The organism is Prochlorococcus sp. MIT 0801 (genome assembly GCF_000757865.1).
Taxonomy (GTDB): domain Bacteria; phylum Cyanobacteriota; class Cyanobacteriia; order PCC-6307; family Cyanobiaceae; genus Prochlorococcus_B.
Genome location: NZ_CP007754.1, coordinates 1039992 through 1065964, shown reverse-complemented (window position 1 = coordinate 1065964; position 25973 = coordinate 1039992). Strand labels below are relative to the sequence as shown.

Annotated in this window: 35 protein-coding genes and 1 pseudogene; 22 read left to right on the top strand and 14 right to left on the bottom strand. The window is 31.1% G+C overall.

The annotated features are described in order from the left end of the window. The first annotated feature begins 395 nt into the window (after positions 1-395). Entirely contained in the window at positions 396-548 is a 153-nt protein-coding gene (locus tag EW15_RS11190) for a hypothetical protein (RefSeq protein WP_197049643.1), read from the top strand. A gap of 90 nt (positions 549-638) precedes the next feature. Here EW15_RS11190 and EW15_RS10830 read toward each other — a convergent pair whose 3' ends face one another. Together EW15_RS10830 and EW15_RS10825 are read right to left on the bottom strand one after the other, a co-directional pair. Beyond that, entirely contained in the window at positions 639-815 is a 177-nt protein-coding gene (locus EW15_RS10830; protein WP_156095754.1) for a hypothetical protein, read from the bottom strand. A gap of 277 nt (positions 816-1092) precedes the next feature. Next, on the bottom strand, positions 1093-1257 hold the full coding sequence (locus tag EW15_RS10825) for a hypothetical protein (protein ID WP_156095753.1): 165 nt from the start codon (positions 1255-1257) through the stop codon (positions 1093-1095). A gap of 398 nt (positions 1258-1655) precedes the next feature. Between EW15_RS10825 and EW15_RS05710 the strand changes: the two genes are divergently transcribed. From EW15_RS05710 to EW15_RS05695, 4 genes are read left to right on the top strand one after another with little or no spacing between them, the layout of a single operon-like run. Then, complete coding sequence (locus EW15_RS05710; RefSeq protein WP_038651323.1) at positions 1656-1862, top strand: high light inducible protein; 207 nt, start codon at positions 1656-1658, stop codon at positions 1860-1862. A 20-nt stretch (positions 1863-1882) separates the two neighbouring features. Continuing rightward, positions 1883-2002, top strand: a complete 120-nt coding sequence (locus EW15_RS05705; RefSeq protein ID WP_011294968.1) for a high light inducible protein — start codon at positions 1883-1885, stop codon at positions 2000-2002. Next, complete coding sequence (locus EW15_RS05700; RefSeq protein ID WP_038653026.1) at positions 2002-2148, top strand: high light inducible protein; 147 nt, start codon at positions 2002-2004, stop codon at positions 2146-2148. Before EW15_RS05705 ends, EW15_RS05700 begins: the two co-directional genes overlap by 1 nt. After that, complete coding sequence (locus EW15_RS05695) at positions 2148-2273, top strand: chlorophyll a/b-binding protein (RefSeq protein ID WP_011294605.1); 126 nt, start codon at positions 2148-2150, stop codon at positions 2271-2273. Before EW15_RS05700 ends, EW15_RS05695 begins: the two co-directional genes overlap by 1 nt. A 97-nt stretch (positions 2274-2370) precedes the next feature. Here the strand turns inward: EW15_RS05695 and EW15_RS11185 are convergent, their stop codons facing one another. Beyond that, positions 2371-2547 (bottom strand): hypothetical protein, encoded by a 177-nt coding sequence (locus EW15_RS11185; RefSeq protein WP_197049642.1) that lies wholly within the window; start codon positions 2545-2547, stop codon positions 2371-2373. A gap of 113 nt (positions 2548-2660) precedes the next feature. Continuing rightward, positions 2661-2905: pseudogene (locus tag EW15_RS11440) on the bottom strand (DUF3804 family protein). 702 nt (positions 2906-3607) lie between these two features. On the opposite strand from EW15_RS11440, the gene EW15_RS05685 reads away from it, so the two are divergent. The 7 genes from EW15_RS05685 to EW15_RS05655 all read left to right on the top strand — a co-directional run bounded on the left by EW15_RS05685 (position 3608) and on the right by EW15_RS05655 (position 10901). Then, positions 3608-4426: an A24 family peptidase gene (locus EW15_RS05685; protein ID WP_052041174.1), complete on the top strand. Its 819-nt coding sequence runs from the start codon at positions 3608-3610 to the stop codon at positions 4424-4426. A gap of 156 nt (positions 4427-4582) precedes the next feature. Further along, on the top strand, positions 4583-5062 hold the full coding sequence (locus EW15_RS05680) for a hypothetical protein (protein ID WP_197049641.1): 480 nt from the start codon (positions 4583-4585) through the stop codon (positions 5060-5062). Positions 5063-5135: 73 nt separating this feature from the next. After that, positions 5136-5657: a prepilin-type N-terminal cleavage/methylation domain-containing protein gene (locus EW15_RS05675; RefSeq protein ID WP_038653017.1), complete on the top strand. Its 522-nt coding sequence runs from the start codon at positions 5136-5138 to the stop codon at positions 5655-5657. A 24-nt stretch (positions 5658-5681) separates the two neighbouring features. Beyond that, positions 5682-7007 (top strand): type II secretion system protein, encoded by a 1326-nt coding sequence (locus tag EW15_RS05670; protein WP_038653014.1) that lies wholly within the window; start codon positions 5682-5684, stop codon positions 7005-7007. Positions 7008-7022: 15 nt separating this feature from the next. Next, positions 7023-8678, top strand: coding sequence for a GspE/PulE family protein (locus EW15_RS05665; RefSeq protein WP_038653011.1), 1656 nt, complete (start codon positions 7023-7025; stop codon positions 8676-8678). A 27-nt stretch (positions 8679-8705) separates the two neighbouring features. Continuing rightward, positions 8706-9752, top strand: coding sequence for a type IV pilus twitching motility protein PilT (locus EW15_RS05660; protein WP_038653008.1), 1047 nt, complete (start codon positions 8706-8708; stop codon positions 9750-9752). 6 nt (positions 9753-9758) lie between these two features. Next, positions 9759-10901: a type II secretion system F family protein gene (locus EW15_RS05655; protein WP_038653005.1), complete on the top strand. Its 1143-nt coding sequence runs from the start codon at positions 9759-9761 to the stop codon at positions 10899-10901. Positions 10902-10909: 8 nt separating this feature from the next. Here EW15_RS05655 and pilM read toward each other — a convergent pair whose 3' ends face one another. The 8 genes from pilM to EW15_RS11435 form a co-directional block, all read right to left on the bottom strand. Continuing rightward, complete coding sequence (pilM, locus tag EW15_RS05650) at positions 10910-12826, bottom strand: type IV pilus biogenesis protein PilM (RefSeq protein WP_038653003.1); 1917 nt, start codon at positions 12824-12826, stop codon at positions 10910-10912. Positions 12827-12831: 5 nt separating this feature from the next. Next, on the bottom strand, positions 12832-13425 hold the full coding sequence (locus EW15_RS05645; protein WP_038653000.1) for a prepilin-type N-terminal cleavage/methylation domain-containing protein: 594 nt from the start codon (positions 13423-13425) through the stop codon (positions 12832-12834). 6 nt (positions 13426-13431) lie between these two features. Next, positions 13432-13644 (bottom strand): hypothetical protein, encoded by a 213-nt coding sequence (locus EW15_RS05640; RefSeq protein WP_038652997.1) that lies wholly within the window; start codon positions 13642-13644, stop codon positions 13432-13434. Positions 13645-13650: 6 nt separating this feature from the next. After that, entirely contained in the window at positions 13651-14121 is a 471-nt protein-coding gene (locus EW15_RS05635) for a hypothetical protein (protein ID WP_038652994.1), read from the bottom strand. Between the two features lie 4 nt (positions 14122-14125). Next, entirely contained in the window at positions 14126-14794 is a 669-nt protein-coding gene (locus tag EW15_RS05630) for a GspMb/PilO family protein (RefSeq protein ID WP_038652991.1), read from the bottom strand. Continuing rightward, entirely contained in the window at positions 14791-15471 is a 681-nt protein-coding gene (locus EW15_RS05625) for a hypothetical protein (RefSeq protein WP_038652988.1), read from the bottom strand. The genes EW15_RS05630 and EW15_RS05625 overlap by 4 nt, the downstream gene beginning before the upstream one ends. Further along, on the bottom strand, positions 15468-17816 hold the full coding sequence (locus EW15_RS05620; protein ID WP_052041173.1) for a type II secretion system protein GspD: 2349 nt from the start codon (positions 17814-17816) through the stop codon (positions 15468-15470). The genes EW15_RS05625 and EW15_RS05620 overlap by 4 nt, the downstream gene beginning before the upstream one ends. A 227-nt stretch (positions 17817-18043) precedes the next feature. Then, positions 18044-18472 (bottom strand): hypothetical protein, encoded by a 429-nt coding sequence (locus EW15_RS11435; protein ID WP_225866518.1) that lies wholly within the window; start codon positions 18470-18472, stop codon positions 18044-18046. Positions 18473-18521: 49 nt separating this feature from the next. Between EW15_RS11435 and purT the strand changes: the two genes are divergently transcribed. The 8 genes from purT (at position 18522) to EW15_RS11180 (ending at position 23263) form a co-directional block, all read left to right on the top strand. Continuing rightward, a complete protein-coding gene (gene purT, locus EW15_RS05610) occupies positions 18522-19685 on the top strand; it encodes a formate-dependent phosphoribosylglycinamide formyltransferase (RefSeq protein WP_038652986.1) in 1164 nt (387 codons plus the stop codon). Between the two features lie 58 nt (positions 19686-19743). Then, positions 19744-19950: a hypothetical protein gene (locus EW15_RS05605; RefSeq protein WP_225866517.1), complete on the top strand. Its 207-nt coding sequence runs from the start codon at positions 19744-19746 to the stop codon at positions 19948-19950. A gap of 629 nt (positions 19951-20579) precedes the next feature. Then, entirely contained in the window at positions 20580-20750 is a 171-nt protein-coding gene (locus EW15_RS10510; RefSeq protein WP_071841053.1) for a DUF4278 domain-containing protein, read from the top strand. Between the two features lie 105 nt (positions 20751-20855). Next, positions 20856-21053, top strand: a complete 198-nt coding sequence (locus EW15_RS10505) for a hypothetical protein (protein ID WP_225866516.1) — start codon at positions 20856-20858, stop codon at positions 21051-21053. A gap of 77 nt (positions 21054-21130) precedes the next feature. Further along, the gene (locus EW15_RS10820; RefSeq protein WP_156095750.1) at positions 21131-21307 is read left to right on the top strand and encodes a hypothetical protein; all 177 of its coding nucleotides are present in this window, start codon (positions 21131-21133) and stop codon (positions 21305-21307) included. A gap of 582 nt (positions 21308-21889) precedes the next feature. After that, a complete protein-coding gene (locus tag EW15_RS05595) occupies positions 21890-22441 on the top strand; it encodes a nitroreductase (protein ID WP_038652977.1) in 552 nt (183 codons plus the stop codon). 259 nt (positions 22442-22700) lie between these two features. After that, positions 22701-23033, top strand: coding sequence for a DUF1499 domain-containing protein (locus EW15_RS05590; RefSeq protein WP_038652974.1), 333 nt, complete (start codon positions 22701-22703; stop codon positions 23031-23033). A gap of 80 nt (positions 23034-23113) precedes the next feature. Next, positions 23114-23263 (top strand): hypothetical protein, encoded by a 150-nt coding sequence (locus tag EW15_RS11180; protein WP_197049640.1) that lies wholly within the window; start codon positions 23114-23116, stop codon positions 23261-23263. A 20-nt stretch (positions 23264-23283) separates the two neighbouring features. Here the strand turns inward: EW15_RS11180 and EW15_RS05585 are convergent, their stop codons facing one another. Together EW15_RS05585 and EW15_RS11175 are read right to left on the bottom strand one after the other, a co-directional pair. Next, positions 23284-23598 (bottom strand): DUF3764 family protein, encoded by a 315-nt coding sequence (locus EW15_RS05585; RefSeq protein ID WP_038652970.1) that lies wholly within the window; start codon positions 23596-23598, stop codon positions 23284-23286. 78 nt (positions 23599-23676) lie between these two features. Continuing rightward, positions 23677-23838: a hypothetical protein gene (locus EW15_RS11175; protein WP_197049639.1), complete on the bottom strand. Its 162-nt coding sequence runs from the start codon at positions 23836-23838 to the stop codon at positions 23677-23679. Between the two features lie 530 nt (positions 23839-24368). Here EW15_RS11175 and EW15_RS05580 point away from each other — a divergent pair. Both EW15_RS05580 and EW15_RS05575 read left to right on the top strand, forming a co-directional pair. Further along, entirely contained in the window at positions 24369-24572 is a 204-nt protein-coding gene (locus EW15_RS05580) for a hypothetical protein (RefSeq protein ID WP_225866515.1), read from the top strand. Between the two features lie 4 nt (positions 24573-24576). Continuing rightward, a complete protein-coding gene (locus EW15_RS05575) occupies positions 24577-24840 on the top strand; it encodes a hypothetical protein (RefSeq protein WP_038652964.1) in 264 nt (87 codons plus the stop codon). Positions 24841-25973 lie beyond the last annotated feature (1133 nt).

Here is a 25973-nt window from a genome sequence, read left to right as displayed (position 1 = left end):
TATCTAGGATGGGTAAACTCACCAAGATTTGGCAAATAGCAATCAGTAAATCTATTGGTATGAATAAAACCCTCTTATTCAATCAATGTTTTCTCTTTTTTTGAGCTAATTGATAAGATTGACCTATATTAGTCATCCTTATCATTTTTGTATGAAGCTTCTAATACTTTGAAAACAATAGGAGATTTTCTATTAACTTTGGATTAAGTATTATTTCTATTGTTACTTTTTTCTTTTTATAACCACACAGCTTTTTTACTTAGTTAGTTTTTGAAATTAGCAAGTAATCAATATTAAATTGAATGTATAAAATAGGTATTTATATAAAGTTTTGAAGGGTAAATATGACGAACATTGGTGCTAAATAGTTGTAAGTTCTATGTAATAGGTTAGAAATGTCTTCTTGTTCTTCTGTTAATAGTCAAAGCATAGAAGAAAGAGATGCAATTGAATTGTACTTCGCCTGTGTGACATCTTTTTCACTTGATGATGAGGGGGTTGAATGTACATCAAGATGTGTTGAAGTTCATCTCAAGAATGAGAATTAGTACTGGTTATAAAAAATATTTCTTGCATGCTTAGCTGGTTGTAGGTATTTACTTTTAACTTAGATTATGCAAATCAAGAATTATTATGATCTAATCAATCGGCTTAGCCTTGCCAAGTTGCAGGCCCTCATTTTTCCAATCGATAGAATTAAATGGATCTTTGTAAAAAGATAGCATTCCCTCTTTCTCGAAAGGAAATGAATTGAAATTATTAGTTATTGGCTTTACTTTTTCTTGTGCATGTTTTAACGGTTTTCCGCAAGACATAAATAATCCTACTTATGAATATTGTTTTTTACTCCTATTTTGATAAACAAAAAGAATTAATACGGGATTAGTTTTGCTTATTTTATTTTTATTCTTATTGAATTTGTTTGAGATTAAATATCTATCTTCTATATAGTTTTTTAAGTTGATTCCTTTCTTATTGCTGATTAATAATGTATTTGTTTAACTCGTTGCTTTTTCTTGTAATTGGAATAAACCACCAAACTTGCAGACCGATAAAAAGTATTAGATCAATACTTCCCGGCTGATTTTTTGCCTAGATAGTAGTCATGTAAGCGAGGAATCCAACTGGAACGAAGAGTAAGGCAGCAATGGTAAAGCGAACAAATTTGCCTGTTCCTGAATCTCTTGAATAATCAGTGAAATGCTTTGTGTTGTTCCACTCGGACCAATTCTTTGGACTGTTATCAGATGATGTCATTGTAAGTTAAGCAAATACGGTAGAACCAACTTCATAAGCACCAATTAATAGAAGTAGTGCAGGAAGATTCCAGAGAACGATTAGTTTTGCAGCAGTAGTTTTGTTGATTGCAAGCATGACTCAAAGTTTGATCTGGTTGGTATAAAAAGATGATTTAAATATAAAAGAAGCCCTCAATACGAGTAGGACGGTTGAAGTAGTGCTAACCAGTTCGGGCTATTTATACTTATTAGAGTCATCAATAGATCTAATCATTGGATAAATATCTCTCTAATTAGTTGTTGTATTTAGTGTTTGAGGTTTAGAGCTATTAAGGATGAGAAGAAGCCGTACCCGACCGTATCTTTGATCAACAAAGTTAATACTTTATGTTCATTCACATCAACGCAATTTCAGTAATGACAAGTTCATCTTCTTCTCAGGTAATCACTGAGTACGGCAAGCAAAACATCTTTGGCCGTGAAACACAGCCACAGCTTGTAGAGGACTACACCAGCTATCCAGAAGAAGCAGAAAAGACAAATGGCCGTTGGGCAATGATCGGAATGGTCAGTCTTTTGGTTTCATACTTCACAACAGGTCAAATCATTCCTGGAATTTTCTAAACCAATAACTACTAATAACAATGCAACCATCTAACAAAACAATCCTAGAAAGAAGCATCGGCAGACCAGCCATGATGGCATTCGTTCTACTAACAGGTATCTACCTAACAACCGGTCAACTTATCCCAGGTGTTGTTTAATGAAAAAACAAACGACTGAAACTCCAAGAGTAGAAGAAGGCAAAGTAATTGCTGAAAGACTCAATGGTTACGCAGCATTTGTTGGATGCTGGGCACTCATCGGTGCATATCTAACAACAGGTCAAATCATTCCAGGTGTTGTGTAATGAACAAAGAAACTAACTACTGGAAAACAGCCGAGCAAATGAATGGCCGCCTTGCGATGATGGGCTTCTTTGCAGCTGTGATTAACTACGGAATAACAGGCTGGATCATTCCAGGAATTGTATAGTCTTACCCTTTAAATTACTTTAAAGTGATTATTGGGTGAATAATTATTCAAATATTAATTAACTAACAGTGATAATTATCAACTTTATGTAGCTATTCTATTTAATTCTTGTATCTAGAATCAGTATATCTTCAATTTTGCAATTACCATTAAGCCATTCTCTGAATTCTTGAGTAATTGCCAACCTTTCTCTTTGAGGTAATTTTTCTGCTCTAATCAAGAGCATTACCATAGAATCTGCAATTAATTCTTCAACATTGGGTTTTTCTTGCATTTACGACAATTACTGTTTCTCTTTTAAATTATCTCTATGTTTGAATGATTACTTCAGGCGTAAGAATATAAATAGAATTTACGAATACTTAACCATTAAGAAGGAAATATAAATTATTCGTTCCATAATGAGATATCTGATTGACCTGAAACTCTTTGCATCCATGCTACTTTCCATTTTTCTTCAATTTTTTATAAATCGAAGTGTCTGTCAAAAGCTCATCGTTTTGAGTCCCTTCACAAGTAAATTTTGAGCCAAGAGCGAAAACGCATATTGCTGAAGTTCAACCTAAGAGTTCAAATTTGTCGACCTTTGTGATTTCGACGCTTTTCAATAGAAGATCTCCTGAGGACCACATGTCTAGAAAAACCTTTTGCATCTATAGGCATTTCCAGTTGGTGTTATAAACAGAAAGTCGGGCTTGGATTGTCTCTAGATATGAGTCAATTCTCTCTGTGGAGGAAAAGCTTTCCAATAGAAAGGATTTCATCTTTGGATGACATTGATAGTTTAAGTTCAGATTTCAATAAAACATATTTCAGTATGTAATGTTGCTTTGAAAGTAGCTTTTCTTTTTCTACTGAAGAAATACAAGATGATCCTATATTATGTTTTAACAGTTGAGTTTATTATATTTAATTAAATATTTTATTATGAAAATGATTAAGAAAACAATAGCTCCTTATTTACCATTGATTAGCCCATTTGGATTTAAAGTCTTAAATCCATTTGAGTCCATCATAATTTCTTATATATTTATCTTCAGTGATTTTATTTTAAACCCTTTTTTTGGTTTAAAAACAAACCAATTAATAGCTGGATTGTTATTTACTATAATAATTAATTCCAGTATAATCATATTAATATTAAATTCAATTCTGAGAATTAAGAAATTAAATATTTTTTTATGCATATTTGAGTTTGTTTTGATTGTCTATATACCATTCTCCTTAAAGAAAATTATTTTATGTTTAGCTAGTCTTTACTCTCTTTTTTAAGCATACTAGTCATTGATATATAATTTTAATATATTTTGATATCAATTTTCTATATAAATATCATGCATGGATTATTTGTATTAATTCTTGGAGCTTGTGTAGGAAGTTTTTTAAATGTTGTTATATTACGGCTCCCGAAATTAGAGCCTTATATTCTTAAAAGAAGTTATTGCCCTAAATGTGGAGAAAAACTTAGTTTTTTTGATTTATTTCCTATCCTTAGTTGGTTGTTTTTAAGATTTAAATGCCGATATTGCAACTTGTCTATTCCTTTTCGATATCCTTTGATTGAAATAATTACATCTTTTTTATTTCTATTATGCTTTTATGATCGAAATTTTTATAACAATCTTTCCTATGAATTATTTTTACTGGTTTCTAGCTGGATTCTAGTTTCTTACTTAATTGTTCTTACGGTAATTGATATTGATGAGATGATTCTTCCTGACTCATTAACTTTTTCTGGATCAATAATTGGTTTTTTACTAATTCTCATTACAAAGTTTTTCTATTTTGATTACAACAGTGTCAAACTAGAAGATCATTTTTTTGCCTATATTTTTTCAATAATTGGATTTTTTATTTTTAGTAAGGTAGTTTTCGTTGCCTTCAATAAACCTGCATTTGGAGGTGGTGATATTAAACTATTTGCAATGTGTGGAGCATGGCTTGGAACAATTGGTTTAGAATTAACTATTGTTTTATCATTTTTAATTAGTGCAGTTTATTCAGTAATAGCATTATGTTTAAATTTAATTAGAAGAGGAGATTATATTCCCTTTGGACCATTTATATGTGTTTCAACTTTTTTAGTATGGATTCTTGGTGACGAATTCTGGATTAAATCACTTGGAAATATTTTATGGTGGAAATATCTTTGAGAATATCTTTTTTTAACTAAAAATGTTTAAGTCTTTTTAACTAAATTACTAATATTTATAATATTCTGACAATTGAATATTTATTGGTAATATCAAATAAAGTTATCATTTTTATACTTGATTAAGGATTCTTCTATTATTAACAAGCATTATTTATTGCTTCTTTTCTTAACTATTCCTCTGATTAGCTCTTGCTCTTCAAACAATACAAATTTATCAGAGATAATAAAGCCACCTGTTTTTCCGAATGAATTTTCTTCTATTCCTGAAAAAACAGATGTTCCAGAATTAGAAAATCTAAAATCTTCTGAAGAATTAATAGACAATCTTTCAATAGGAAGAAATAATCCATTTCTACCTATTGATGTAATCGAGGGAAATGTACTGGTAATTCCAGAAAGCTTTAAATTTACTGGTCAAATAGCAGAGAATGACGTGATAAATGTTTTTGTTACTTACAATGATCAATCAGGAACAGTTCAGGTCGGAGATATAGGAGGAGAGAGTACTTCTTTATTGCCAAATGGTTGGGTAGTAGAAGGTATTGATATTGATACAAGAGTATTAAGACTCAAATATAAAGAGAATTCAGCTGAAATTAAACTTTTTGAAACTGAGAATATAAATGAATCATGATTCATTTCATTTAGTTGTCTAATGGGAAAGATATATATAAAGTATATGTAATATATCAATTTATTAGTTTCTAATGAATTTGTTGCAAAATTACCTTTCTAGCTCAAAAGTTAAAAAGGTTTTATCTTTGAAACCAGGTCAAAAAGGTTTTTCTCTAATTGAACTTGTTGTTGTTGTTGCTGTATTAGCTGTTTTGTCGGCTATTGCAATTCCACAGTTTACTAAAATTGCTAGTAAAGCAAGAGCTGCTGCTGCTGCTACTACTCTTGCTACAACTGTTAAAGAATGTGCAGCAAATATGGCTGACCAAGGTTCAGGAACTTACATTCCTTCGATAAGTTTGGATGGATATAGAGACGGTACCAAAAATGGAGCTGGTTGGTATCAAACTGTTTTCAACAATCAAGGCCAAGGAACTCTGACAAGATCAACATCTGTAACACCACTAACTTGTACTAGTTCTGGTTTAATGGAAATTCGTTCAGAGAATACTGCTGAATATCCAAGCTTTGTATACAACCTTGGCACTGGGGCTAAAACATGTACTGCTAGTGGTGATGCTGTGGAAAGAGGATGTAGAAATTCAGTTTGGTAGTTAGAAATTAGTTAATAATTTCTGATGAATTTAATACAAACTATTAATAAGAAACCCCCTCATCTGATTAGTTCAGAAGAGGGGTTTTCTATAATAGAATTAACTTTTGTAGTACTAATACTTGGAATTTTAGGTTCATTAGGTATAGGAAATATTACAAAATGGACAAAACTCGCAAAGATTGATGAGGCAATGACAATTATGAATAATTCTCTTATCGAATGTCTTGCTTCAACAAGAAGTGGAACTGACCCAGAGACAGTTAGTCCTCCCTCATCTGTAATAGATAACAATCGACTTTCACCAACAGGATATAAAGTTAAAACTGATAAAGATAAATGTTCAGAATTTTATATAACACCTATAAGTTCTGATGAAAAAATTCTGTTTGAAATGGGATATGAAATTACTTCCAATAATCAAGTTACAAAAATATCTGACCCAGCAGATAATCAAGCTAGCCTTAATAGATGTAAAAGATGGGGTGGTCCTAATTGTGGACCAAGTCAACTTCAAAAAGATAAGTGGGCGTATCAAAAAGAGTATGATAAAAAATCTAAAAAATGTGAAACGGACTTTAGTAATTTTAGATTAGGTCCTCCTAAAGGTTCAGGATTAAGAAATAGATGGGATGTAAGTATTGATACACAAGGATGTACTCTTGCCACATGCTCTACTGAATATTGCTCAGTTGAGACTTGGTTATACAAAGGAGATATTGTTTCTAATGAAGATGAATATAAACAAAAACAGGAAGAAGATTTAGGCAAGGAATGTAGTGCTGCAATCCTTGCACAGAAAGCCACTGAATTTTCTGGAGCAATGTCAAGTAGTCAGTTAAATAGTTGTGTCAGAGCAGGTCAACCCGAGGTAACATATTATTTTTGTTTAGGCGATAAAAAAAATGATGAAGATGACATGAATGCATGTATTAGTGCTAATGAAGCCAAAATAATTCAACAACAAGAAGATGAATGTTCCTTCAATAGAAATGAAGCAAGATTGGCCAACCCAAAAGCTCATGATGGGAAATATGGTCCTCATCCAGGTCCAGGCACTTGTGGAGAAACCTTCTGGATGTGCGATGAAATTCAATACACCACCGAAAGTGAATACAATAATTCTAATTGTGCTAATACTGGTGGAGGCAATGGTGGTGGAGGCAATGGTGGTGGAGGCAATGGTGGGGGAGGCAATAATTGTGCAGGCGATTGTCCGACGCATGCTCAATGTTTAGCTAAATCAGATGGACCGAAATTTCTTATTAATATGTGGTGTAAACAAGGTAGTGGTTTATCAAATGATCCACTCTGTCATGGAAGCGGGTATAGGTCCTGTATGGGCTTTTAAGATGTAGTTATATTTATGTCTGATACCTATCAAGTCACTCAAATAAGATCTCTTATTGATAAACATTTATCTCTTCAATGGTGTAGAGAAAATGTAGTTGTACCTTTAAAAATTGAGCCAAGTCTACCCCCTAAAGGTCAAGTAATAACAATAGCAGTTGGTAATATCTCATATCTTGGAACTATTGGAAATACAATTAAGCAAAGAATTGCAAGTAATGGATATGAATGTGCATTTATAGAACTAGCTCCCGACAAAATTCAATCTTTGTTGGATCAAGCCTCAGAAGAAAGGATATTTAATAGTGAAGGTTTAGAAAATTATGATTTTTCAGAAGACGATGTAATTCAAACTCTACTAGATGTTTCTGTAGATGATTCGTCTGATCAAGTTGTTGGTTTTGATTTTGATGATAGTGATGAAGATATAGAGATTGAGGAAATAGATTTATCTACGGAAATGCTTGGGAATAAAATTCAAAGAGCAGCTGCCACGGTTTTGATAGATGCCTGTAAGAAAGGAGCATCAGATATTCATATAGAGCCTCATGAAAAACAAATAAAAATTAGAATTAGAAGAGATGGAGTTCTTCAAAGTTATGTATCCATTCCTAAACTTCCTGGCTTAAAATTAACAGCTTGTCTAAAAAATATGGCCAAGATGGATATAGCTGAAAAAAGAGCTTCACAAGATGGAAAAATTCGAAGGACTTGGGAAGGTAATTCTCTTGATTTTAGGTGCTCAACGGCTCCAGGAAAATATGGTGAAAAAATGGTTCTTAGGTATCTAAATAACGATACTGATGTTCTTGATCTGGATATACTTATTCAAGATGAAAATGTTAGATCACAATTTAGAAAAATTATTAATCAAGCGAATGGGATTGTTATCGTTTCTGGTCCAACTGGATCAGGAAAATCAACTACTTTGGCTTCAGCTTTGAGAGAGAAAGATAATGGAGAATTAAATATAGTGACTGCTGAAGATCCGATTGAATATGATATGGGTGGAGATATTCAACAATTTCCTGTACTTAGAGCAAAAGGTCAAACATTTGCAAATCTGTTAAGAACTTTTCTTCGCCAAGACCCAGATGTAATTCTAATTGGTGAAACTAGAGATCCTGAAACAGCGGAATCTTCAATGGATGCTGCTGAAACAGGGCATTTAGTTTTTACTACTTTGCATGCAAATAGTGCTTCTACTTCTTTAACAAGATTATTAGATATGGAAGTTCCTCCATATAAGTTAACGGCTTCTCTAAGAGGTGTACTAGCTCAAAGACTACTAAGAAAAGTATGCCCAAGTTGTAGCGTTGAAAGACCATTATCTATTGAAGAAGCAGACTTTACAGGTTTAAATAGAGGTACTCCTGTAAGAGTTGCGACATGTTTAACAGCTGAAGAGAAAAGTCAAAGAAAAAAAGAAGGAATTCTTTGTAATAGATGTAATGGTATCGGCTACAAGGGACGAGTTGGTTCTTATGAGTTGTTAAGAATTACAAGACCTATTTCAAATGCTATAAAAAAACAACTTTCTACCCAAGAGATCGAAGAAATTGCTGTTTCAGAAGGAATGATTACTTTAAAGTCTTACGCTGTGAAGCTTATAGAGAACAAAATTACAACCGTTTCAGAATTAAGCAAAATCTGTAATGATGATCATAATTAAATTACATATATATATACTTAATTTACTATGTCTGTAGCAAGACAAATAGTTGCATATGCGATAAAACATGATTCTTCTGATATTCATCTTGAAGAAGATTCTCAAATTGCAATCAGAGTAAATTCCGATATTCAATTAGTAGATAAAATACTTGGTAAGAATGATATGGATCAACTCCTTAGTGAGCTTTTGGACAAGGAAAAATTAGATCAATACAATCAAACAGGAGATTTAGATACCTCAATTGGCCTAGACGGACTCTCAAGAATAAGAATTAATGCATATATTGCAAATGAAAAAAGATGTCTCACTTTGAGAATTCTCCCTGATCAATTACCAAAATGGCAAGACTTAGGTTTACCTAAACCATTCATTGAATTGACTACAAAACATAGAGGTTTAGTCCTATGTACTGGTCCCACTGGCTCTGGTAAATCTACTACTTTGGCATCATTTATTAATTGCATACTTGAAACACAAAAGAGACATATTCTTACTATTGAAGATCCTATAGAGTTTGAATTTAATCATTCTCAAAACTCAATAATTCATCAAAGAGAAGTTAAACGAGATACTAAAAGTTTTACTTCGGCTTTGAAAGCGGCATTAAGAGAAGATCCTGACATAATTTATATAGGTGAGATGAGAGATTTGGAAACAATACAACTTGCTATAACTGCAGCTGAGACTGGTCATTTAGTACTGGGAACTCTTCACACTTCCTCTGCCGCAAAAACAGTTGAGAGAATTGTAGACGTATTCCCAGCGGATCAGCAAGAACAAGCAAGACTCCAGGTTTCAACATCTCTATTAGGAATTATGTCTCAAACTCTTTGCAAAAATAATGTTGGAAAGAGATCTCTTGCATATGAATTACTTATCAATACTCCCGCGATTTCAAACCTTGTTAGAGAAAGAAAAGTGAGTCAAATATATTCACAATTACAAACAGGTAGTAAGGATGGTATGAATACATTAGAACAATGTCTTAAGGATTTGATTGATTCCAATATTATTTCGTTAGAGGAAGGTTTAAGTAAAGCATCAAATCCAAAAGCCCTAATTAACAATTAAACAACTATGCCTTCCTATGGTGAAAATCAGTTAAGTGATTATTCTCGATTGAATAATTCAAATATAAGATCACAAAAATCAAATGTTAAATTCAATCCAAAAGATTTCAAGGTCTCTCAGAATGATTTATTAGTTTTCTTTAGACAATTAGCTGTAATTATTCAAAGTGGTGTTCCTTTAGCTCAAGGTATTGAATTACTTTCTGAAAATACTAGAGATCAAAAATTTAGCTCTCTTCAAGTTCAGATATCTAAAAGATTGAGTGCTGGAGAAGAATTATCAACATGCTTTGCAAAATATCCAAAGGTTTTCCCTTCTTTAACAGTTGGATTAATTGAGGCAGGTGAAGCAGGAGGTATTCTTGATCAAATTTTAGACAGAATTGCTTCTCTTATTGAACAACAAGCTAAGATAAAAAGCCAAATACAAGGAGCATTGATTTACCCAGTAATTATTCTTGTATTAGCATTAACTGTTAGCCTTGGATTATTAATTTTTATTGTACCTACCTTTGATAAAATGTTTACTGATATGGGAGCAGAATTACCAGCAATAACAGAATTTATGCTAACATTATCTCAAATTGTAACTTCAATACAATTTTTTATATTTACGCCAATTATTCTAATAATAACATCTTATTTATTTAGTTCATATTATAAATCTAGATCAGGAAGATTTCGTGTTGATAGTTTAATTTTAAAAATCCCTCTTTTTGGCTCATTGATTCTACGTTCAGAAGTAGCCTCCTTATGTGAAACATTATCTACTTTAATTGCTTCTGGAATACCTCTTGTTGAAGCAATTCAAAGGTGCATTTCAGCGAGTTCAAATGATCGAATGAAGAGATGTCTTTCTAATGGCATTCAAAAAGTTAAAGAAGGGCAAGAGTTATCTTCCTCATTAGATAGTTATGATGTCTTTCCTAAATTAGTAAAGTCGATGTTGAAAATAGGGGAGGAAACTGGGAGATTAGGATTTATGACAGAAAATCTAGCTAATTTTTATAAAAGAGAGGTTGAAGAAGCTGTTTCATCTCTAACAAAAGCTATGGAACCAATGGTGATAATGGTTGTAGCTGGAATAGTTGGAACAATTGTAGTTTCTTTATATTTACCAATGTTCAAAATGATTAATGTGATGGGTTAATTAATTATTTAGATTTCAGGCATTTTAAAATCCGTATTATTATTTATATCTTCATTATTTTTTGATGGTAATGATTGCGATGTATTTTTGTTACTTTCTGAACTTTCTTTTAATTCTAATTCATTAGATTTATTATTCTTAAAATCTAATTCTTTGTTTATATCTTCTGAGGTTACTATTTCATTGAAACTATTAATTTCATTTTCGTTGTTTACTGGTTCTTTGGAATCTGATTTAGTTTTTATTTCTTTGTTGCTATCTAGTTTACTTGATTCTTCTAGAATAGTATTAATTTTTTCTGAATTATAGTTAATAGTATTATTTTTTATTTCTTGCTCTTCTTTTGTATTGATTTCTTTCTTAGGTTTATTTAATTCAGTCCTTTCTATTTTGCTATTATTAATATCTAATGAAGAATCTTTATTAATAAGAGTATCTATATTCTGAACCATAGTTTTGTTAATTACTTCATTGATATTTTCTTTAAGAACATCGTTGTTATTATTAAATTTTTTAGAAGCTTGTTCTAGAAAAGATTGATTAGTTTTATTTGATGATTTCTTCAATTCTAAAAATTCTTCAAATGATAATTTGTTAATATTTTTTCTATTAGTATCTTCAATATATTCCTCAAATGATTTATCACTTGCTCCCTTGTTTGTATTATTAGTTGAATTCTCTATATTTAATAAGTTTGGATTTGAAGTCAGTTTATTATTATTATCGATTTTTAATTTACTAATATCATTGTTAGATTTATTTAAATTTTTACTAATAGTCTGTATATCTATCTCTTTCAAGTTCGACTTAGGAAGATCACTATTTTCAGTTTGTATAATACTTAATCCAAGTCCTATCATTCTATTTAGATCTTGCATGCATATTGGTTTTGAGAGATTTATATCACCTATATCTTGAGATGTTAAGGATCTTAAAATACTAGTTGTAATTTTAAATTTTTTTTCAAAAAAATCTTTAATATTTGGATGACTACTATTTATACCAGAAAGTTTGATTTCGGATATTTCTAGTGAATATGCAGAACGAAAATTATCGATTTCTCTTTTTATTTCTGCAAAAAGAACCTTAAGATCCATTTCTGAAATTGGTAAATAATCTTTACTATTGATTATTGCCTCTTCGATAGAATCTTCACCCTCATAATTCTCAAGTAGATTAAAAGGTTTTATAGCAGCAAGCGAAGAAATATAAATTGGACCGCTTTTACAAATTATATGAAAATGACTACATTCATTTGTTAATTCTATAAGTATAAAAACTTCTTTTTCTTCTAAATTTTCTATTGTAGATAGAGCTAATCTCTCAAGTGATGATGATGCGATATCAAGAGAATGTAATTCCAGATTTGCTTTTTCTAATGTATTAATAACGTTGTCTATAAGCTTCTTTGGAATGCTACTAAGTGAATAAGCTCTACTATTATTTTTTATGTTCAGGGGAAGATTGTTAATGGGTATAAGATCAAAATCAGTTTGTTCTAAAGATATAGGAAATTGAAACCCAGATGATGAGCTGCTTACATATTCTTTAGCTCCCAAGTGGTTTAGTTCTGCTGGTAGGTAAATTAGCTTTGTTAAAGATGCCTCTGGTGGTAGTGTAATTGCTATACGACGAGCCCAAATTTTTTCTTCATCAATTATTTGTCTAAGAAATGATGCCATTTTTTCAGCATCCTTAGGTGTTCCTCTTTCAATGGCATCTTGATCTATAGAAATATGATTGATTTTTGTACAAAATACTTGATCATTTGTAACTCTTGCTTCACCATATTTTAAATAATTAGTTCCAAATTCAAGTAAGAAATACCTTTTAGATATTTCTCTCCTAAATGCGAAAAATTGTTTTTTAAAAATAGATATATCTAATCCAAAAAAAGTTTCATTTTCAGTAAGTTCTAATGCCATGATAATTAACAGAATGGATGTGGCCTACAGAATAGTTTTCGCATTGGTAATGCATTAAATGATACTTCATCTGGTAGGGCTAACAAGAAATATAAACCTGTTTGAGCATTAAGCATATTACCTTGTGATTTAGAGATTAAATCTTCTAAAGAACTTTCATTAATAGATGTTGATTTTAAGCAAATTACATAGCCAGCATTAGAAGGCTTCCAGTCAATTCCAGCTATCGGTTTTGTACTTACTGGTATATTCCATTCAATATTTGGAGATCTGCTACATCCAACAGGGAGCCCAGAAAATGTTTTATTTTTTATAATATCAATATCATTTGATGTTATACCTGGTTGAGATAGAAAATTAATATATTTGTCTAATGTCAATGACATATAGTGGTGATCTATTAGGAGTCCATTTGATTGATCTAAATTAGTTACCTGTTTATTTGTAAACCTGGATGCGACCTCAACGAAACCAGCATAAATCGTAAATAATAGTGATAATAATGTTATTGAAATAATAAATTCTACCAATGACATTCCTCTGCTCTTGTTAATAAAATTTATTCCATTTAATATATTTTGTTTTTTCTTTTTAAACATAACTGATCAATACTCTTTTGGAAGATTCTCAATATCTTTTTTTAAAAGATTTATATTCTCATCTGTATTTAAACCTGCTGTATTTATTATGTCAATTTCATATTTTGTTAATGAGTGTTTTCCAGCTCTTCTATAGGACTTTTCAATTGACTGAATTGACAATATAAGCGCAGTCATTGCCATTGATGATATTAATATGCCAATAAATGAGGTTATCATCAGTTTTTAATTAGATAATTCAAAAATACATTTAGGTTCTGTATTAATTATGCACGAATATAAGTTGTATGTATTTATATCTGTAGAGTTCGGGACTATAATAACTCGATGTGAATCTTTTACTAAGTCACACCCACCGATAAATCTTGAATGATTAGTATTTGATTCAATTCCAGGTTCATAAATATTCAATTCTGAGTATTTAGATAGAATAGTGTAATTGGTATCTAATTTATCTGTGAATCCATTTTTTATATTCTGACATATTTCATTACCCGAACCAAGTGATACACCACTCATTTCATTTAATAGTTGAAGAAATTTTTTATCATTTGGTTTCCTCAAATTGAATTCATTTGGATCTAACAATTTTTTATCATTTATATATACTTTTTTATTTAAAATCATTGAAGTTTGAAGCATTGCAAAAATTGTGGTGAACATTCCGAATCCAATACCAACATAGAAAAATAACATTTAATTATAAATTTTTATTATTTTGTTTAAAGCTATTTATTGATCCTTTTCTTGCATAAGTACTTAAGTCAAAACTCATTCTTAAATTAATAGTGTTTTTATCATTAATTTTATTTGTATTATCAGATGATACAAGTATATTAATATTATCTGAAATTACAATAGTCTGAAGTAGTTCTAAATCTTTAAGGAAATCAATTAGACCATTAAATGAACCTTCTAAATTAATTTTGAAGACATGTTTCTCTACTTTAGGGATTAAAAAAGGATCATTTTTATCTTTACTATTTGATTGGTTAACTATTTCTTGAGGAATAATAGAAAGTATATTTATATTATTTTTTATACAAAGTTTATTTATTTGAGCGAGTATTGTATCTAATTCATTTGGATCAGAAATTAAGTCAACTAATCTCTTTTGCTGATTGCTTACCTTATTTCTTACATTAGAGATATCTTTAATATATCTTTTGTAGATTGGTATGTATGAAACCTTAGTTTCATATGTTTTGATCTTTGCTTCTTCTACGTTTAATTTCTTTATTAAAGGCCTAAAGGCAAATGTCATTAGAGATACAAAAATAATTAAACCAACTAATATAGGCGTGAATAGTAGTGTTCTTTCAGGTGTAATAAACTTTCTTTTTAGTTTATTAGAGGATAAATTTGTCATTTTATTAGACCCTCTTGTTTTAATAACTGAACACGTTTAAGTAGTCCATAGGTTTTAAGACTTTCGTAATTATCTAATATTGTTGATGTAGATGGATTTGAGAATTTTGATGATATAAGGAAATTTAGGTTGTTTTTATTTTGATCTGATCTACTTATTCTTGACAAAAAAACTGATTGATCATTAATTAAGAACGAATTTGAAATTTGAACTTTAAATGAATTTATATGGTCAAGTCCATAAGGTTCTTTTACTTTGCCAGTCAATATTAGATTATTATCTTTTACTCTGATTGATGTTATCTGAGTGGTTTTTGGCAATATTCTTTGCAACTCTAATAATAATGATGAACCAGACCTAGTTCCAATAATACCTTTTGCGATTCGATTATTAATACTATAAATAATATTAACTTCCTTCTTTAATAATTCAAATTTGCTTTTTAATACTTGATATTCTTTTGATTCTAAAGCTAATTTTTCTTTAAATTTTATTCTTCTATAAGTATGAAATAAGCCTAATGAAAAAATTAATATTCCTATTCCTGCAATGAAACAACCACCATAATAACCCAATTTGCGAAGTTTTTTTGTATTGGTAAATGTAAGTTGAGTACTGCTACTTTTATTTCTTCTTTCCCATAGTAGATCTAATTTATAACGTGAATTGTATTTCATTTGTTTTTAAGGAAATTTTTTGATTCTTCATTACTTGGATCAAAGCCGACTTCTGATGTGTTTGATACTGAATCGTTTAGTATTCTAGGGGTAACAAGAATTATTAATTCCCCTTTTCTTTTACTACCTGCATTTGATCTAAATATTCTTCCAAGTATTGGAATGTCTCCTAATATGGGGGTTTTCGTTACGACCTTTGAATCTCTGTTTGATATAACACCTGTTAAAATTAATGTCTGAGAGTCTTTTACTCGTAAAGTTCCTGTATCTAAACGCCTCACACTTAGAATATTTATTGCACCACAACCAGGTATATTTATTATTTCTGAAATCGATGTTAATTCTGGACTTAATGAAAATGTAACGTAGCCATTATCGTCTATTTTAAATACTCTGGCACCAAATGTTAAACCCGCAGTAGAGAATGAAGCCTCACAACTTGTCGAGCCACCTTCTTTACTTGTAGACGTTTTGTAGTCAGTAATGACTTTTGTTCCAAGAGTGACAAATGATTCATTTGCATATGGTCTTCCTATTGTCGCTTGACCAAGTCCTTCATCTCCGGTTACTTCGGCTCCTCCTTTTATAGCCTCTGAATTTTCACTTAAAATCAAAGTTGGATTTGCTAGAACTTTAGTTGTTGATTTTTTTATTTGAGCTACTAAAAAATTATATAATTCATTAGCTGTATATTGAAATCCAGGGTTAGGTGTAACGCTAGTAGTTATAGCCTTAGCAATTGAAGATTCAGTAGATGTCATTCCATCTACTGTAGTCATTGTTTCAGTAACTGATTTAGATTGTGAGGGACTTGTCGTACTTAATTTTGGAGGGATAAAATTTCCAAATGCACTAAATAATTTGCCTGATTCATTTACAATAAATGTACTCCCAGATCTAAAGGCAAAATCATTATTCAGAGAGTCACTATCAGTAAACTCAACATCAAGTATTTTGACAGATAGCGCAACTTGTCTTTGCCTAAGATCAAGTTGCTTTAAATATTTTTCAGCTATAAAAATTAGTTCTGATGATCCTATTAAGGTTATTGTTTGTAATCTTGAATCAGTTGTACCTGTTAGTCCAATTAGTGGTCCTGTTGAAGCTGAGTATGTATCTATATATTTGAAAGATTTAGTATTGCTATCTGGACTTCCTTGTTTATTAGAAGCTCCAGCAATTGTATCAACCTTGCTAATTGATGCACCTAAGCTTGCTAAATAATCTGCTGCTGATGATGCTGATGACTGATTTAGTCTATAAACCTTAGACAATTGCGGACCAAAACTCTTTCCGATAACATTTTCACCAACAATAATAAGATTATTGCTTCGTTTAGCTTGCAATCCTGAAGCAAGTAAAATGCTATTAAAGGCTATGGAATAATCCTCGTTATCAAATGAAAGAGTTACTTTGGGTCCGGCATTTGCTTTATTTTCCGAATTGTTGATATTATTTTTTTTGCTCTCTTCATTATTAGTTAGAACCAATCCATATCCACCCATTTTTGCAAGCTTCATCAATGCATCTTTAGCTGATGAGTCGTTCAAAGTTAAACTTACTTCTGGACCCTCTAATTTTATAAATCCTCTGTTTTTAAGAACTACACTACCAACTGCAATATCACCAAGAGGTGGAGCCTTTGCTTCATTTTGTTCGTTAAATGGCGATTCTGTCCTTTTTAATCTATTGAAGAATGGAAATTTGAAGGAATTTTTATTTTTTAATGGAGATATTATAAATTTAAATTCTAATTTTTCCCCTTTATTTAATATTGGTTTATTAATCTTGTATTTTGAATTCTCGGCTAATTTTATTATGTAAAGTGACTTATTTAATTGATCTATTTTTATGTTTGAAAAATATTTACTTTTTTTATGAAACTTGGAGCGATCAATAATAATATCTTCTGGAAGGTTGATAATTATTTGCCAGCCTGATTCTAATTTCGAAATATCATAACTTTTTAGGTTTTCAATATTTATTAATTTTAGTGTTAGTTCTAAGTCTGATTCTGTTGCTACTAACCTACCTTTTTTTAACTCATTCTTATTTTTTATAATAAGTTCTTCGTTATTGAGATTTTTTTGATTCGTGATGAAATCTTGTTGTAAATTTCCTGACGATTCATTTATATATTTATTTGCTTCTTTTGTGCTAATTGCACCATTTTCATGCAGATGTTTTATGTTTTCATAATTAATATTAATTTTTTTTTCAGAAATTTGAGGGTAATTATTTACTCTATTAATTTTATTGTTGGATGCTAATACTGTGTTAGGTAAGAAATTTACTAGGATAATGCCAAATAATATACCTTGTTTAAATTTTAATTTGCTTTTCACTTCGATATTTTCTCTAGTAAAGATAGAATAGCTAGTTTTGCATATAACGCCACACAAAGTTAGCGCTATTGGAACATTTATGTTGAAAATTTAAGGATTTGTAAGATTGTTTATTGGATAATATAAATTAAAGGGCTTAATAGGTGCTTTATAATCAGATATATGTTGGGAAAATAAATAGAATTTTTATGAATCCAGCTTTTTTTCATCTTTATTGTCAATTTTTCTTACGCTGCTTCATTATTTTGATCATTTAGGCATAAGGATATGAGCTCTCCTCTTGGAGTTTTGTAGATCCTTTCAATAACGCTACCTCGACTTATAATCACCTTTGTGTTTACTGACCCACTAGGTAAAGTTCTGATTGCAGGAACTATTGCTGTTTTTAAATCGGGGTATTCATCTAAATTGACGAATTCTTTAATTTTCGTTCTTTTACTCATCTTTAGTTGTAGGTATATTTTTTTTAACGCATTTTTTTCTATAGTAAAGTCTTTTTTTGAATAATTAAGTTTAATTAAATACGCCCTATGAAATATATTCATATGATTTTGTTTGAAATTATTTTCTATTGGCTCTACTGAGCTTATTATCCATGATTTCTGATGCTTGTTAATTTCTTGCTTATGTTCTCTTTTTTTTGCACCAGAATTCACATTTTAGTTATAAAATAATTAATACTATTATCTTCCTGTAAATATCATTATGAATTTATTTCCAAAAAAAATAATGCTTTTAGGTAGTGGAGAATTAGGCAAAGAGGTTGCAATTGCAGCAAAAAGACTAGGATGTCATGTTATTGCATGTGATAGATATAATAATGCTCCAGCGATGCAGATAGCTGATCAATTCGAAGTGTTTAATATGAACAACGCTTCTGAATTAAAAGAAGTTATATATAAATTCAATCCTGATATTATTATTCCTGAAATAGAAGCTCTCGCAGTAGATGTATTAAAGGAAATCGAACAAAATATTACAGTAATACCAAACGCAAGAGCTACTGCAATAACAATGAATAGAGATAAAATTAGAGATTTAGCTTCCAATGATTTAAATATAAGAACTGCAAAATTTTGTTATGCAATGAATGAATCTGAGCTTGATTTTCGTGCAGAAACAATTGGTTATCCTATGTTAATCAAACCAGTTATGAGTTCTTCTGGTAAAGGACAAAGCTTAGTTAAAAATAAAAATGATTTAGCCCAGGCTTGGAATTTGGCTATTGAAAAATCTAGAGGTCAATCAAATAAAATTATATTAGAGGAATTTATTGATTTTGATTTTGAAATTACTTTATTAACTATTAGACAATCTAACGGAAAAACATTATTTTGCGCTCCCATAGGACACGAGCAAAAAAATGGTGATTATCAATGTAGTTGGCAACCGGCTGAATTATCTGAAAGTGTCTTAGATAATGCTCAAAAGATTGCCAAACGTGTTACTGATAATCTTGGTGGTGTAGGTTTGTTTGGAGTTGAATTTTTTATTAAGGGTGAAGAGGTGATTTTTTCAGAGCTATCACCAAGACCACATGACACAGGCTTAGTGACTTTGATTAGCCAAAATTTAAATGAGTTTGAATTACACGTTAGAGCTGTTTTAGGTATCCCAATTCCAGAGATAGTTTGCCACCATGCTTCTGCTAGCCGAGTTATTTTGGCCTCCAATGAAACTACTGACGTGGCTTATACGGGACTTGAGAAAGCCTTAAGTCAATCGGATACAAATTTATTTATGTTTGGTAAGCCGAGCTCAACGGAAGGTCGTCGAATGGGAGTAGCTGTAGCAAAGGCTAAAACAATCGATGAGGCAAGAAACAAAGTCGACCATGCAGCGCAATCAGTCCAATTCATAAATGAATAATATGAATTCAGATTGTTTATCTGATTTCAATAGGTGCAAGTCGATTTGGTTTCTATTTTTGACTGAGTTGAATTGGAATCCTAATGCAATCAACCCTCTCGAGTTAATCCCTGAATCCTTTTTGCCTGAAGTTACTGATCTGTTAATTGAAGCTCAATATATTGGTCAAAGCAGAAATTATTACCTCAGAGAGTCTGATAAATATATGGATTATTTAAGTAAGGGTGGTAGGCCTTTTAAAGGGGAATTAAAAAATTATTCATAAGACTGATAACTTCATATACATTCTTTTAGCTCTTATTTAAGTTCCTATAGATACTGGATTAATAGTTTTATTTCATTGGTTTTATTAAAAAAAACTAAATCAATAGATCATTGGAGATAGATGACCCAAAGCTTCTTTTGTCAGTTCTTCTTTTGATTAATCTAATAGTGATATTGTCTTTAGAAACTGCGCTCTTAATAACGAGGCTTTTGTTTGTTTACTAAATGGTCTACCTTCTTGAAGTGGTAAGGAATCATTTGACCCATTTTTTTAAATAACGTTAAATCTGAGTTTGGCACTTATTTACTCTGATCATTTTTGCTTTTTAGGGTTTTTTTCTTGGTGCTTGAATAATTTCTATAAAAATAGGAATCAAGGAGGCAGGTTGGTTTATGTTTAAGAATGAAAAAGAGGAGGAAAAATAGTTAACTTATCTTCCTGATTAAAGGCTCCTTTTTAGTAAGAAATGCAACTATTTCGGTAAATACTACAAAATTCACTGCTTATGTATCACAAGGAACATCATTTTAGGAAAATTTCTGTTAGTTTTAATACACGTTCAGCTAAAAACAAAGCTGCAGTAAGACTCGAGACATGGAACGGGGTCTTGGGCACTACGGGAAAGAGCAATGACTGTTCTTACTTACAGAGGAAAAGAGTATCTTCAGCATAAAGAAGTTACTCCAAAAGATGTTGTAGAACTTAGTTACAGAAGTAACGTCTACAAATCAAGGCAAGCAGATGCTAAAAAGCAGTTGCAAGCATCCTTAACTTACAGAGGTAATACATACCAAAAGTAATCTAAAGGAGATTAAAAAAGAGGGGGGCTTTAATGGCTTCCCTCTTTTTTGTGTTTATTTTTCTTCGAATATCCATCTGATAAAGAGTTTTGGTTGTATGTATTTTTGTCTGAGTTTTATTACTCTGGTTTTATGGGTGGTGTCCGATGTAGAAATAAAAATGACTCCGAAATAATCACGATGATTACTCAACAGTCATGGCCTAGCTGCAAGCTTCCTAAAACTCAAAAGGCGCTTGAAGCTATTTATTCAATGCTCTGGAAAAGGCCCAAAGTTTTTAGATGCTATTACAGGTCAAATTAATAGCTTTTATTCTAGGTAACCCGTACACGCAACTTACTTAAATGTTGTTGAGAATGTTATTCGAGCTATAAAAACTAATGCAACTATTATTTAGGCCCAAAAATACTTTGTTGGCTTTGTTTATGTTTTTACCTATTACACCGAGTATTGCTGCCATTACTGTTTTTACTCAGTCAGTATTAAATGATAGGAGTACTGAGGTAACGTCTATTTCTCATCATGCAAAGCGAGTAATTGATGCTACAAGAAACTAACAACTAGTTTTATTTATGAGCTAATGGTGAAGTTTCTTTAGTATGAAATTTCCATTATAGCTTTTATTTAAAGTCTCATTAATTTTTGTTTGATTTTAGTTTAAATACTCTTTACGACAAGAGTTTATTAGGTTACAAGTCGTACGTACAGTTATCTAATACTATGGTCTTAACGAGAAAGTTCAGGGCTTTTGATGACTCAATCTTAGAGCTGCACCCTGATTTAAAAGATGTTCTTAAACCTAATGATCAGTACCCAGAGCTAAAGCATATTCTAAAAAATAATTCTGTAAATGTACCTGTGGGATCCTTGAATACGAAATTAATTATGATTGATGGAGAAATTATCGAACGCGTGTTCAAGACACCTATGGGACAAGTGGTTTCCATATTTTCAAAACCTTCTAAATAATTATTGATCAATTTGCTTAACAAGTAATTCTTGTACAAAACATAGTTTTTTTAGAGCTAAGATCTAGTAGTCGTATATTAAACTTCTTTTGTTTTTTCATTTCTCTAGTCAGATTGCCATGAAAATCTCGTTATGGCGTACACCTCAGTTAATTTCTTCAAGAAAAAATCATGGAAATAGCTCAAGCAATTAAAAAACGAAGGACCATTCATATCTTTTCAAACAAAAGTGTGCCGAGAGAAGTAATTGAAAAGTCAATAGTTGCAGCTAATCAAGCGCCTTGTCATAGAAGCACTTTCCCTTGGCGCTTTACCAACATTGGGATGAAAAAACGGGAACTTTTATATCAACTACAGTTGACTCTTAAGTTTGGTGATAAGCCAATAGATGAATCTAATTTAAAAAAGATAAGAGACAAAATTTTAAACCCTTCCCATTTGCTTATTGCTACTCAAATATGTACGGATAATCAAGTTCAAAAACTCGAAGATTATGCGGCTTGTGCCTGCGCGATTCAAAATTTGTCGCTTTCACTAGTAGCTGATGGTGTTGGTTGCAAGTGGTCAACAGGAAAAATCACTACTGATCCTAATACCTATCAAATTGCAGAAATAAATCCCTTTGAAGAGGAAATTGTTGGTTTTATATGGATTGGATATGGAACTAAGCCGCCTCTGATCAAAAGGCCTTTAATTAGTACTATTTATAGAGAGAGGGATTAACTTGATTTAACTCATAGAAGAAAGATAATGAAACTGATAAGGAAGTGTCGATGCCACACTGAATACAATAAGCATCATCCCTGTTTTATCTAACCGTTTCATTCTGGAAATTTTTATACAAATATAATCTAAGAATATTTTTTGCGTGGGTATTTTATGTAGGGAGAACTAGACATCAGTGAGTAATAAATTTAGGAAAAACAAGACCACAGGGAGGTTAAACTTTTTGTCATGATCAATATGTGAACTCATAGGAAATATGACAGACACTAAATCAGGTCTTAGTCCATGTTTTAACCCTCTGAATTGTGTTTTCTTTCAGAAAGAATTTGAGGACGTTGACAGGACCTTTGATCAACTTGTCTCGATTGCTCAGAATTTTCCTAGAACCAATGTTTTAGAGAGTAATGAAAATTATTGGAAAGCGGTTTGTCGTAGTTTGATTTTCAGATTTCCAGATGACTTAGAGATTTTAAAAATCGGTAAGAAGATTCAAATCAAATCGGCATCAAGATATGGTGGTGGAGATCTAGGAGTTAATGGAACTAGAGTGGGAAAATTATTAACTGATTTAGAAATATTAAATAGTTAGCTAACAAAACTTTCATAAAACAATCAATTTGTTGTCGTTGAGAAATATCCTAGTTATTTTTAAATAGCTGCATTAATAAAATGAACAGAGCACAAAAATATTTTTTACATCTTCCAGAGGGGACTCATTTTGAAGAAATCGTTGATACAGAATATGGTAAAGAGAAAATCTATGTAAGCCCAGACGGCAAAAAACATTCAATACCTATGATTCCAGATACGATTTTATAAGAAATTTCAACACGGGGAAATTAGCAGTTTGGACTATTGTTTATCAATCTTATAATTTTTGTTCCTTCATAAATATGACAATAGGCTCCAACAATAGGCTTTGTTTCCGGACTGGGAAAAATATTATATAAAACATTCTCTGGTCCTTCAAACATAACCGTTGCTCTTTTAGGGCCTCCTATACATTCACCGATATAAAAAGTTTTAACAGCCATCTTGTTAAACATCGTCTGTTGCTCTGGGGCATTCATATGAGTGCAATACTCTGAATAAAAATTGCTAAGCTTGAAGTCTAAAACAGTGATTTCTGTTGACTTGGTGGGGTAAGTGAATATTAGAGGATGTATATGCCTACCATTTTAATTGACTTTCTAAAGCTTTGTTGTCTTCGATTACGTCGTACAAAGAGAATATTATCTTGTTTTTTTATCTATGCCGTTAGCATCTTGGATATCTTGTAAGAGACCTTTTGTAGCTTGGTGAAAACCATTTCTCACTAAAAAAGATTGAGCTTCATCAAACTTTTGTTGAATTTTTCTTATGTATGGAGTCATCTCATTTGGAGATAAAGTCATTTTTGTTTGATCCTCTATTTAGATAATGCTCTTTTTACAAAATGATATGAAGTGGCAATTACTACCAAAAATAATATTAGTAATAACTACTCACTCAATTAATCGAGAAAGTTAGTAGTTTTGCGTATTGCAATTGCAGCTTCTAACGATATAACTAACTCAAGTTGCATTGTGAAATTGTTTATCTTTAAACGCCTAAGCAACAGGTTCTCACTGAAAAAGATTGACAACAACAAATGTTATTCAAGATGCGTAATGGATCCTTTACCTTATGAGATTTATCAAGACATTGTTGATTTTCAATCCGATGTGAATAGACCTATAGATATTTCTATTTATAGGGAATTAAAAAAGGAAGCTGCATAAGCTCCTTTCTTTACCTTTTGCTTCTTGTTTTTTTGATTCCACTTATCTATTAACAGGGTACAATTTTTTTAATTTTCAATTTTGTTGATTAAAGCGTATTAATTTTTCCTTGAGTTATTGAATGACTGTAAGCTAGAGAGAAAGAAGTATTTAAATTTTTATTGATGGATAGCTTGAAAGCAAAGTCATTGGCTAGTGAATTAAATGAATTAGCGTGTAAAGGATGCACTGAGGGATGGCTAGAGAAACACGATGGACTATCTGATCCAATTCAAGACATTAATGAGTGTGAATCTCTCGGATTTATTACGCTTGAACGAAAACAGCGATTAATTAATGAAGTCAAAGAGATTAATTCTGAGAATTAAAAATATGGATAAAAATAAAGAAAATGGCCCGAGCAAGTTTGCTGTTCCTCCTTTCGCTTCAGATGATGAGATATGGATTAAAATCCTTGAAGTTTTGACACCATCTGAACAGTTAGAGGCTAGCCGGTCAAAATCCGAATTCAATGATCCATATGTCGGTGGTAAAGAGATTATTGTTAAACGCTCTGATTACTCCGACATAGCTGTTGCTTTACTTTCTGAAGTCAGTGATGTTGGTGATGAATGGGCAATATATAGAGAACTTTAAAATGGATGCTTATTCATTTATCGCATTGGGGACTCTTCTATTATCACTTTTGACTCTAGTTTTGCTTTCCCATTTAGTTAGAAATTTAATTAGAAAGCAAATTGATGATCAAATGAAAGATATGATTCCGATAAAATCTATTAGAGAAAGAATAGGAATAAAAATAAAGTTGAGAAAGTAGCAAAAATGTTATTTTAAATTTGATTGAGTTACCTCCAGACTTTTCTTGGTTTAATGCGGTGTATTTTTTATATCTATTATTGTGAGCTATTAATTCGATGATTTATCCCAATTCCGCCATTGGTTTTTTATTTGAATTTTGATTCATGCATCAGTATTTCTTATGCTTATAAGTTAGTAAGTAATACCGATAGAAAAAAATAAAAAGAAAGGATAGATTAACCCTAATTGTAGGAGACATTTATGAATACGATTGATGCTAAAAAAATGTCCCAAGCACAAGTTGATCCAATTGAAGATTATCTTGAGTGTGTTACATACTGTTCTATATCTAGCAGTGCTGAAGAGAACGACTGCCAAACAATATGCATGGAGAGACATTTGAAAAGCTCATATTTTTAGACCTTTTTAAAAAACAACACTAGAGAATCTTTTAGCTGTTGCAATGGTTCAATCAGTTTTTAGAATCTCGATATGAGGCCTAAATACACTCCTTTATCCTGTGAACAATTATGGTAGAAAAGTCTATGAATAATCTTGTAGGGATAAGTTCAATGGCTATGAGTGTCGCTTCATTTACTCCAAATCTTTCCATTTTTAATAAATAGGTCTAACTCCTCTAACTAATCCAACAATGTTATTGATGTAGTGAAATGAGTAATAATTTTGAATAATCTTCTCTGAAAATCTAATTTTATGTTGGGGTAATAACAAAAGGTTTAAATACTTATGAAAAAAACTGTCAAAATTGCCATCTTAAAATAGTTCATATTTAAAAATTTTGGCTCATCCCATATCTTGGTATTGGCTTGTTGGCTTTTTTCTGTGGATGGTTCATAACGTTTTAGTACTTAATCGAAAGGTCAACATTGATAAAGCACGTCATATCTCAAAGCGATTCAATGCGATCTCAAGACTTTATCCAGAAGGTACTTTCATTCCACATAGGCAAT

Excerpts from the sequence above, each read along its gene's own strand:
- EW15_RS11190 (WP_197049643.1), top strand. The coding sequence starts at position 396 with ATGTCTTCTTGTTCTTCTGTTAATAGTCAAAGCATAGAAGAAAGAGAT.
- EW15_RS10830 (WP_156095754.1), bottom strand. The coding sequence starts at position 815 with ATGTCTTGCGGAAAACCGTTAAAACATGCACAAGAAAAAGTAAAGCCA.
- EW15_RS10825 (WP_156095753.1), bottom strand. The coding sequence starts at position 1,257 with ATGACATCATCTGATAACAGTCCAAAGAATTGGTCCGAGTGGAACAAC.
- EW15_RS05710 (WP_038651323.1), top strand. The coding sequence starts at position 1,656 with ATGACAAGTTCATCTTCTTCTCAGGTAATCACTGAGTACGGCAAGCAA.
- EW15_RS05705 (WP_011294968.1), top strand. The coding sequence starts at position 1,883 with ATGCAACCATCTAACAAAACAATCCTAGAAAGAAGCATCGGCAGACCA.
- EW15_RS05700 (WP_038653026.1), top strand. The coding sequence starts at position 2,002 with ATGAAAAAACAAACGACTGAAACTCCAAGAGTAGAAGAAGGCAAAGTA.
- EW15_RS05695 (WP_011294605.1), top strand. The coding sequence starts at position 2,148 with ATGAACAAAGAAACTAACTACTGGAAAACAGCCGAGCAAATGAATGGC.
- EW15_RS11185 (WP_197049642.1), bottom strand. The coding sequence starts at position 2,547 with ATGCAAGAAAAACCCAATGTTGAAGAATTAATTGCAGATTCTATGGTA.
- EW15_RS05685 (WP_052041174.1), top strand. The coding sequence starts at position 3,608 with ATGCATGGATTATTTGTATTAATTCTTGGAGCTTGTGTAGGAAGTTTT.
- EW15_RS05675 (WP_038653017.1), top strand. The coding sequence starts at position 5,136 with ATGAATTTGTTGCAAAATTACCTTTCTAGCTCAAAAGTTAAAAAGGTT.
- EW15_RS05670 (WP_038653014.1), top strand. The coding sequence starts at position 5,682 with ATGAATTTAATACAAACTATTAATAAGAAACCCCCTCATCTGATTAGT.
- EW15_RS05665 (WP_038653011.1), top strand. The coding sequence starts at position 7,023 with ATGTCTGATACCTATCAAGTCACTCAAATAAGATCTCTTATTGATAAA.
- EW15_RS05660 (WP_038653008.1), top strand. The coding sequence starts at position 8,706 with ATGTCTGTAGCAAGACAAATAGTTGCATATGCGATAAAACATGATTCT.
- EW15_RS05655 (WP_038653005.1), top strand. The coding sequence starts at position 9,759 with ATGCCTTCCTATGGTGAAAATCAGTTAAGTGATTATTCTCGATTGAAT.
- pilM (WP_038653003.1), bottom strand. The coding sequence starts at position 12,826 with ATGGCATTAGAACTTACTGAAAATGAAACTTTTTTTGGATTAGATATA.
- EW15_RS05645 (WP_038653000.1), bottom strand. The coding sequence starts at position 13,425 with ATGTTTAAAAAGAAAAAACAAAATATATTAAATGGAATAAATTTTATT.
- EW15_RS05640 (WP_038652997.1), bottom strand. The coding sequence starts at position 13,644 with ATGATAACCTCATTTATTGGCATATTAATATCATCAATGGCAATGACT.
- EW15_RS05635 (WP_038652994.1), bottom strand. The coding sequence starts at position 14,121 with ATGTTATTTTTCTATGTTGGTATTGGATTCGGAATGTTCACCACAATT.
- EW15_RS05630 (WP_038652991.1), bottom strand. The coding sequence starts at position 14,794 with ATGACAAATTTATCCTCTAATAAACTAAAAAGAAAGTTTATTACACCT.
- EW15_RS05625 (WP_038652988.1), bottom strand. The coding sequence starts at position 15,471 with ATGAAATACAATTCACGTTATAAATTAGATCTACTATGGGAAAGAAGA.
- purT (WP_038652986.1), top strand. The coding sequence starts at position 18,522 with ATGAATTTATTTCCAAAAAAAATAATGCTTTTAGGTAGTGGAGAATTA.
- EW15_RS10510 (WP_071841053.1), top strand. The coding sequence starts at position 20,580 with ATGACTGTTCTTACTTACAGAGGAAAAGAGTATCTTCAGCATAAAGAA.
- EW15_RS10820 (WP_156095750.1), top strand. The coding sequence starts at position 21,131 with ATGCAACTATTATTTAGGCCCAAAAATACTTTGTTGGCTTTGTTTATG.
- EW15_RS05595 (WP_038652977.1), top strand. The coding sequence starts at position 21,890 with ATGGAAATAGCTCAAGCAATTAAAAAACGAAGGACCATTCATATCTTT.
- EW15_RS05590 (WP_038652974.1), top strand. The coding sequence starts at position 22,701 with ATGACAGACACTAAATCAGGTCTTAGTCCATGTTTTAACCCTCTGAAT.
- EW15_RS11180 (WP_197049640.1), top strand. The coding sequence starts at position 23,114 with ATGAACAGAGCACAAAAATATTTTTTACATCTTCCAGAGGGGACTCAT.
- EW15_RS11175 (WP_197049639.1), bottom strand. The coding sequence starts at position 23,838 with ATGACTTTATCTCCAAATGAGATGACTCCATACATAAGAAAAATTCAA.
- EW15_RS05580 (WP_225866515.1), top strand. The coding sequence starts at position 24,369 with ATGGATAGCTTGAAAGCAAAGTCATTGGCTAGTGAATTAAATGAATTA.
- EW15_RS05575 (WP_038652964.1), top strand. The coding sequence starts at position 24,577 with ATGGATAAAAATAAAGAAAATGGCCCGAGCAAGTTTGCTGTTCCTCCT.